The following is a 7,111-nucleotide window of genomic DNA, read 5'->3' as shown; positions in this document are numbered from 1 at the left end:
GCCCGCTCCAGCAGTTCTCCTGCCAGCCCGCGTCTTCGATAGGACGGGATTGTATTCACCCCGAAAATCATCTGCCAGGCACCGCTTTCGTCGTGCATGGAAGCTTTTTCATACATTTCATCCGTCAGATCCGGTCCGTTGGTGACAAAACCGTCGACGAACGCAACCAGTTTGTTGTCATTTTGCTCGTCGAACATCAGCCAGAAATGGTTGGCATAATGAATAAGGCGGTCGGCGAATTCCTCTTTTGTGGCGGCTTCGGCCGGTGGGAAGCACTCGGACTCTACGGCGGCGATCTGTGGCAGATCATCTATGGTTGCAGTTCTGATTATCATGATATTGTATCCTCCAATTTATTATCTATTAACTTTTTTCTTTCCATTTCGCAGCTGATATCATTTTCGGGTATAGTCTGCGTGGTTATGCATGATATTTTCAAAGAGCCATCCGACCAGCAGACATTTGTTACTCTATCCCAACACCGAAAATGCCATAACCGCAACTCCCAGCACCACCAGGATCACTCCTGTAGCACGGTTCAGAGTCTTTGGCGTTGCTTTATTGGCAAATACGGCTGCGATTCTTGCCCAGAGGAAGGTAAAGACCACACACAGGATCCATACTGTCCAGTCTGGTGTGCCGCCGATGGCAAAGTGGGATACGGCTCCGGTGAGGGCGGTGAAGGTCATGATAAATACACTGGTTCCCACGGCTGTTTTCAATTCATATCCGAGAACGGATGTCAGGATCAGAAGCATCATCATACCGCCACCGGCACCGATAAATCCGCAGATAAAGCCGATCATCACTCCGCAGATCACAGACTGAATCGCACGTTTTTTCGCAGACACCTGTGCCATGGCTTCTTTCGTAGTCATGACCGGACGGACAATGAATTTGATGCCGAGAAGGAAGGTCATAAAGACGGAGAAATTTCCCATCGTTGTGGACGGTACCAGGCTGGAAACGTAACTTCCCACTATGGTAAACAACAACACGGTAACCATCATGATCAGACCATTTTTTATATCAAGATTCTTATTCTTCCCATAAGTATATGCGGATACGGCACTTGCCAGCACATCCGAGGACAATGCGATTCCCACTGCCATGTAGGGATCCATTCCCAAGAATGTGATCAGCATCGGGCTGATGACTGCCGCCGCACTCATACCGGCAAATCCGGTCCCGAGACCTGCACCCATACCTGCAAAAAATGTAACAATTACTGTCAGTAAAATACTCATTTCTTTTTGTTCTCCTTTTGATATGTATTCAGATTTTCCTCTGTCTGTTCCATCACCTGTTCAAAAATCTTTCTGGACTCCGAAGGCACACCGGAAAATAAGGTTTCGATAAATGTTTTCTGAATCTCACATCCCTGTCTCCAGACATGCTCCGCTTTCCGGGTACAGATCAGTTCTGTCTTTCTCCGGTCGCCCGGAACCTCCCGGCGTTCGAGATATCCTTCCTGCACCAGCCGTTCCACATGGATGGATACCAGATTCGCCTTGATCCCGCGGATCTTTACAATATCTGCAGCATTTTTATACTGCGGATTATTTTTCAGGAACATCAGGATATCCAGGGATGTCTGCGGGATGCCGGTCTGCTGGCATAACGGTCGACAAAACTGATTGTAAACTTCCAGCAGCTTATGCACATACTCGATGCTTATCATACCTTTCTCACCTCAATTTCATTTTTAGAATATTCATTTTTGAAGTATTTTATCATAAAATCCTTCTTACAGCAAGTTTATATTTTCATTGACTCCACAATCTGTCAACAATACATCATAGCAATCATTGCTGTAAAAAAACAGGAATCTGTCGGATATATTCCATACAGATTCCTGCTCATTTACATCATTTCCATTAGTTCTGCCACCGGATCTCGCCCTTCTGAATCAATGGGTATCTTGCCAGTGTGGTTCCGTCCAGATTCTCGCGGTGCATGTCAACTGCAGTAATCTGGTGGTTTTCATAGGTATTATAATAGTAGATTCCTTTCTGTGCGTTCCAGCAGGAGGTATAGATCGTAATCTCGTACTTGCCCTCAGCCACTTCACAACATCCTCTCTGCTGGTCCACCGATCCCAGAATGTGGAAAAACTGGCTGACGCTTTCCGCCTCGGAATCTCCCGATACTGCATGTGCTCTGGTAAATGCCACTTTTGCAAAGCGGGAAGTAGAAGAAAGATCTCCCGGAAGTCCAAGTGCGCCCATGCCGCGGCTGTAGGTCTGTAATGGCAACTGCTCGGAAAAATGATTCTCCGGCTGTTTCGGTGACAGATGCATATACTGATTCAATAAAAACATCTGCTGTTCAAATGGCGGATTATTGGTCAGTACACCTGCCGGATTATCATAAACCTTCAGTCCCTCCCGGACACATTCGATGGTGATACACGCATATTTGTCCGCCAGAATCCAGTGCAGCTGTGCCGCCGGAAACTGTGGAGCGAATACGGTTCCCACCAGATTCATCTCCGCCAGCATTTTCTTCGCCTCTTCTACCGATGCGCACTGGGAAAGAATCCATGGAATGAACTCAAACTGAGCCACGTTTTCCCGCCCCTCCTGGATTTCCTGGTAGACAGCGTTTCCTACGAAGTTCAACCCTGCCATTCCAAGTCCTTTTTCATTGACCGCATCGTAATACAGCGGGTAATCATCCGCTACATGTGCCATACCGATGATCGCATAATGATTTTCCAGTTCTTCCATATGGCGAAAATGAAACGGATAATTTCTTGGTGTTACTGTAATCTCATCTCCATAGGAGAATTCATAATCCAGCGTCCTTCCCATATAAAAATCTTTTGTCTTATAAGTAGCTGCTGTACACATTTCCATCTGCTCCTTTTATTCAAAATACTTGCATGGCTGTTCTGTTTTTTCTCATTGTTCTGATACTTTCATAATTTTCTCTGCACTGGAAGAATCCCAGGAAGAAATCTCCAAAACTGCATCCGGAATCTGCTGATCTCCGGAATCCGGATTATGGAACCAGACGCAGGACATTCCTGCTGCTTTTGCCGCCTTTCCTCCATTAGTGGAATCTTCTACTACCATACATGCGGAAGGATCCAGTAATAATGCTTCTGCTGCGGCAAGAAACGTATCCGGTGCCGGCTTTGGATGTGCCATATTTTCTCCACTGATAAAAGCAGAAAAATACTGAGCCAGGTCAAGATCCTTCAACACTTTTTGGATCACATCCTCCGGAGAAGAAGATCCGACTGCCAGCAGATATCCTTCCTGATGTAGTTTTTCCAGAACTTCCCGGATTCCCTCACATTGCGGGAATCCTTCTTTTTCCACGATTTCCTTTTTCTTTTCTTCCATTCTCCGGTTCATCGTCGGATAATCCTCGAAAATATCACCGTAAGCATCCACCATCAGCTGCCGGAAAACTTCTCTGGTAGAACCGATGCACGGTTTGTAAATCTCATAGTTCAGCGTGATTCCGTCCTCTTTCAGCACTTCCTGCCAACACCGAAAATGCAACGGTTCCGTATTGACCAGAACACCATCCATATCAAAAATGATCCCTTTTTTCTCAGCCAGTCGATTAGCTACTTTCGTATACGAGGGAACCGGCACACCATACAGTTTTCCCATACGAACCACTTCGTATACCAGTCCGTCGATTTCTGATGGTTTCCCAGCCATTACATCCCTCTGCATAGAAGTAGTTGTTTCCGGTGCAAGATTAGACAAAATATGTAAATTAACATCTACCATGTCTTTTTGAAACGGAACGCCCATAGCATCTGCAAGTGCTGCGATTTCCCGGATCATCGAACAAAACAGTTCCCGCGGAGCGCCCTCTTTCTGAAAATCCCCCGCTACTGCGTTACAGTACAGTCCTGCTGCTCCGATCGGAGACACATAGGAGAATTTTTCAAGTGCTTCTCTGCGAATATTTTCGGATAAAATTCCGTCAATAGCACTGTCCGTAAAATCCTGCCGGATCTGTTCCAGTTCCGGTCTCCAGTCTGTCTTTTCCCGAACTCCAAAGACGATCCGCAGAATCTTTCCATGCTGCAATAACACACCCGGTTCTTTGATGTTGGCAGATACATAGATGCATCCGTCTGTCACCAGAAGTTCCGGCAGTTCTTTTTGCAGTTTTGCACCGGTTCCATAGATATTCAGAATCGGAATCACGATCGTATCCGGTTTTGCCACGCGGCGGATAAACGGGACGGTATCTTCCAGTGAATACCCTTTTACACACACCAGGATCACATCCGGTTGTTCCTTGTAGTGTTCCATATCCGTTGCTTTCACAGCAATTGTCTCAGGATTCGGATCCCAGAGACGCTCCAGAGTCAATCCATGCTCTTTCATAGCTTCCAGATGACGGCCACGGGCAATCAGTGTCACATCTTTTCCTGCCTTTGTCATAAAATATCCCATAACTCCGCCGGTTCCTCCGGCTCCTATGATTGCATATTGCATTTGTGTTCTCCTTTTTTCTTTGCATCTGTCACAGATTCTGATAGTATTCAGAACATAATCATAATATTATGTACGAGATAGTTATTATTCACCAAATAACACTTCTCTGTTTGTTCCGTAAAAGATTTCATCATGACCGGACAATTTTTTCAGGATCTCTTCCATCCGATCCCAGTTCTGATCCACGTCAAACTCATAACTGTGTCCCCACAGATAGAAAAGCTGTGGTTCCTCACTGTCAGATGCCAGAAAACGGTCAATCAGATCCATCACATCCGCATCATTATGATGGCAGGTTGGATTCAGTGTCAGCGGCTCTTCCGGAAGTCCAAAATTTCCGGTCCGCTCTATCGTACGGGAATAACGGATACCACAGGCACGCGCAATATCCACTACTGTATCGTTATAAGTACCAAACGGATACGCCATTCCCACAACAGGCTGCCCAAACCGTTCTTCCAGATTTTTCTTGTCTTCCAGAATCTCATTGCGGATCGTCTCTTCATCATATTTGGGAAGATCTGCATGTGTCAGACAATGTGCTGCAATCTCATGTCCCTGATACAGTTCTTTTAAACCTTCAGTGTTCATTCGATGAATCAGAAGCCCCTTGGGATGTTCCCATACATTTGCATAAGACTGCATACCGCTGTTTAAGTTAAAGGTGCCTTTTACACCATAAGTATTCATCATTTCCACCAGACGGCGATCCTGTGTCACACCATCATCGTAACTGAATGTTACTGCTTTTTTCTTTCCATTCCACATAACAATTATCCTCCTTTGACAATTTTAGTGTACCCAGTCATCTGTCGCACTTTTTTTCATATTTATTACTCAAGCACTTTCTCTACCATCTGTGCATCGATCGTTACAGATTGCATATGATTGACTTCAATCTGATACAGAGCATTGGCTGCGATATGCTCTGCGGCCTGTTCCAGATCACGGATACCGCTGGTATTCGCATGTTTCTGAATGATTCTGTCCAGCCCCTCATCTGTCAGAATAATTTCATTTTCTTTCAGACTCATTCGCTTCAGTACTTTCGGCAGTGCATATTTTGAGAAAATAATTTTCTTCTCTTCATCTGTATAATCCGGAATGTCGATCACCGCAAAACGGGACATCAGCGGTGCACTGATCTGGGATTTGTCGTTGGCGGTGGCGATCGGATAGACACCTACCGTAGGGATCATACATTCCATATAGTTATCGGTGAATCCCAGGTTATCAAGCAGGGTCAGCAGAACATCCGCCGGGTTTCCGTTTCCTTTGCCGGAGGCTGCTTTGTCCAGCTCGTTGATGATAAATACCAGATTGGACTCTCCTGCCATCGAAAATGCATCCATGATGATACCGGGTTTTGCATTGGCATAGACACGGGAACTTCCGGTCAGCTGTTCCGGATCGTTGATGGAACTCATATCCAGAGTTGTCCACGGCAGTTTCAGGATTCGTGCAACCGCATAGGCAATCTGTGATTTTCCGGTTCCTGCAGGTCCTACCAGAAGCAGACCGTATGCCGGTAAGGTATGGGTACGGTTGATCTGGATGATCGTCTCGATAATTCTCTGTTTTACCTTCTCCATACCGTACAGTTCTTCATCGAGGATTCTTCTCGCTTCCTGCGGGTCGATAGACTCAAAGTAATTGCTCTTCCACTGTACATTCATCATAATCGACAGTGCTCTCTGTGCATGCCGTCTCTCTTCCGGAGATACCTCATGGGATTTTGCAACCGCCAGGTTTCTTCTCGCCCAGAGACGAATATTATCCGGCAGTGTTTTTCCGGCGCAGGTCATAAAATCGGTGATGCTCTGTATACTGGTCAGTTTCATATCATCGCCGATTTCTTCTGCATCCTCATCTTCCTCGATCTCTTCCGGTGCATTGCTTGCCAGAAGACGTTCGATCATAAACTGTAAAAAACCATCCTCCGCCGAAAGTTTGGTGCCGCCACCGAAAGCGATCTCACGGATCTTATAAACGGCATACCCATTTTCTCTGTTCTCACCGGACAGCCGGATATGAATATGATTACCGCCGAGCCATTTTAACAGACTGACAAAACGGGCATCGATCTGCAGGATGTCCGCGGATACGATACCATCTTCCTCCTCAAATTCAAAAGTCGTCTGTTTCGCCGGATTAGAAAAGAATCCGCTGGAATGGTGTTTCCACTGCCGTTTTTTGTTATCCAGCACCAGCATCGGGCGTTCCGGTGTAGCGGTGGATTCGTCGGAGCGGAAGGTTGTATAAGTACAGGTCAACGGTTTGTCTTTATCCGGGGTATTATTAAAATCAAATACTGGCATTGTAATTTCTCCTTTATCACCGTTCCGTTTTTAACTCTCATCACCGGAACAGTTCTTCTGTTTTTTCGATTTCCTTTTTTGTGCAGGCGACCGTTTCATAAATGCAAAAATCTACTGTATTGTTACCTGTCACGTAACTATTCAGTAGCCATTATCCCGCGAGGTGTTTTGGCATATTTATGCCAAAATCCCGAGACATACAAGCAAAAATGCCGTCACCGAAGGTGATTTTAATTGCATTTTTGCTCGTAACTGTGAAGGTACTGAACAGTTACCCTGTCACACTTTAACAGTTTACCATGATTTTCCGAAAAAAAAAAGTGA

General features: G+C 45.7%; 7 protein-coding genes. All 7 read right to left on the bottom strand.

The window, feature by feature from the left end; translation table 11 throughout:
- Positions 1–335 (bottom strand): GNAT family N-acetyltransferase (locus tag MSA64_RS04305; RefSeq protein WP_287890713.1); only part of this gene is annotated, 335 nt, incomplete at its 3' end.
- A gap of 135 nt (positions 336–470) precedes the next feature.
- The gene (locus MSA64_RS04300; protein WP_154431287.1) at positions 471–1,247 is read right to left on the bottom strand and encodes a sulfite exporter TauE/SafE family protein; all 777 of its coding nucleotides are present in this window, start codon (positions 1,245–1,247) and stop codon (positions 471–473) included.
- Positions 1,244–1,681 (bottom strand): MarR family winged helix-turn-helix transcriptional regulator, encoded by a 438-nt coding sequence (locus MSA64_RS04295; protein ID WP_154431288.1) that lies wholly within the window; start codon positions 1,679–1,681, stop codon positions 1,244–1,246. Before MSA64_RS04295 ends, MSA64_RS04300 begins: the two co-directional genes overlap by 4 nt.
- A 196-nt stretch (positions 1,682–1,877) precedes the next feature.
- Positions 1,878–2,852 (bottom strand): choloylglycine hydrolase, encoded by a 975-nt coding sequence (gene bsh / locus MSA64_RS04290; RefSeq protein ID WP_022172375.1) that lies wholly within the window; start codon positions 2,850–2,852, stop codon positions 1,878–1,880.
- Positions 2,853–2,903: 51 nt separating this feature from the next.
- A complete protein-coding gene (locus MSA64_RS11790; protein WP_330639046.1) occupies positions 2,904–4,469 on the bottom strand; it encodes a 2-dehydropantoate 2-reductase in 1,566 nt (521 codons plus the stop codon).
- Positions 4,470–4,553: 84 nt separating this feature from the next.
- Positions 4,554–5,237: a polysaccharide deacetylase family protein gene (locus MSA64_RS04275; protein WP_277663902.1), complete on the bottom strand. Its 684-nt coding sequence runs from the start codon at positions 5,235–5,237 to the stop codon at positions 4,554–4,556.
- Between the two features lie 65 nt (positions 5,238–5,302).
- Positions 5,303–6,787 carry an AAA family ATPase gene (locus MSA64_RS04270; RefSeq protein ID WP_022172372.1) on the bottom strand — a complete coding sequence of 495 codons (1,485 nt, stop codon included), beginning with the start codon at positions 6,785–6,787 and terminating at the stop codon, positions 5,303–5,305.
- Positions 6,788–7,111 lie beyond the last annotated feature (324 nt).

It is taken from the genome of Oliverpabstia sp. (assembly GCF_022785585.1).
Classification (GTDB): Bacteria; Bacillota; Clostridia; order Lachnospirales; family Lachnospiraceae; genus Oliverpabstia; species Oliverpabstia intestinalis.
Note: the sequence above shows the minus strand (reverse complement) of the source record. Positions and strands in the feature narration are given on the sequence as shown.

Excerpts from the sequence above, each read along its gene's own strand:
- MSA64_RS04295 (WP_154431288.1), bottom strand. The coding sequence starts at position 1,681 with ATGATAAGCATCGAGTATGTGCATAAGCTGCTGGAAGTTTACAATCAG.
- MSA64_RS04275 (WP_277663902.1), bottom strand. The coding sequence starts at position 5,237 with ATGTGGAATGGAAAGAAAAAAGCAGTAACATTCAGTTACGATGATGGT.
- MSA64_RS11790 (WP_330639046.1), bottom strand. The coding sequence starts at position 4,469 with ATGCAATATGCAATCATAGGAGCCGGAGGAACCGGCGGAGTTATGGGA.
- MSA64_RS04300 (WP_154431287.1), bottom strand. The coding sequence starts at position 1,247 with ATGAGTATTTTACTGACAGTAATTGTTACATTTTTTGCAGGTATGGGT.
- bsh (WP_022172375.1), bottom strand. The coding sequence starts at position 2,852 with ATGTGTACAGCAGCTACTTATAAGACAAAAGATTTTTATATGGGAAGG.
- MSA64_RS04270 (WP_022172372.1), bottom strand. The coding sequence starts at position 6,787 with ATGCCAGTATTTGATTTTAATAATACCCCGGATAAAGACAAACCGTTG.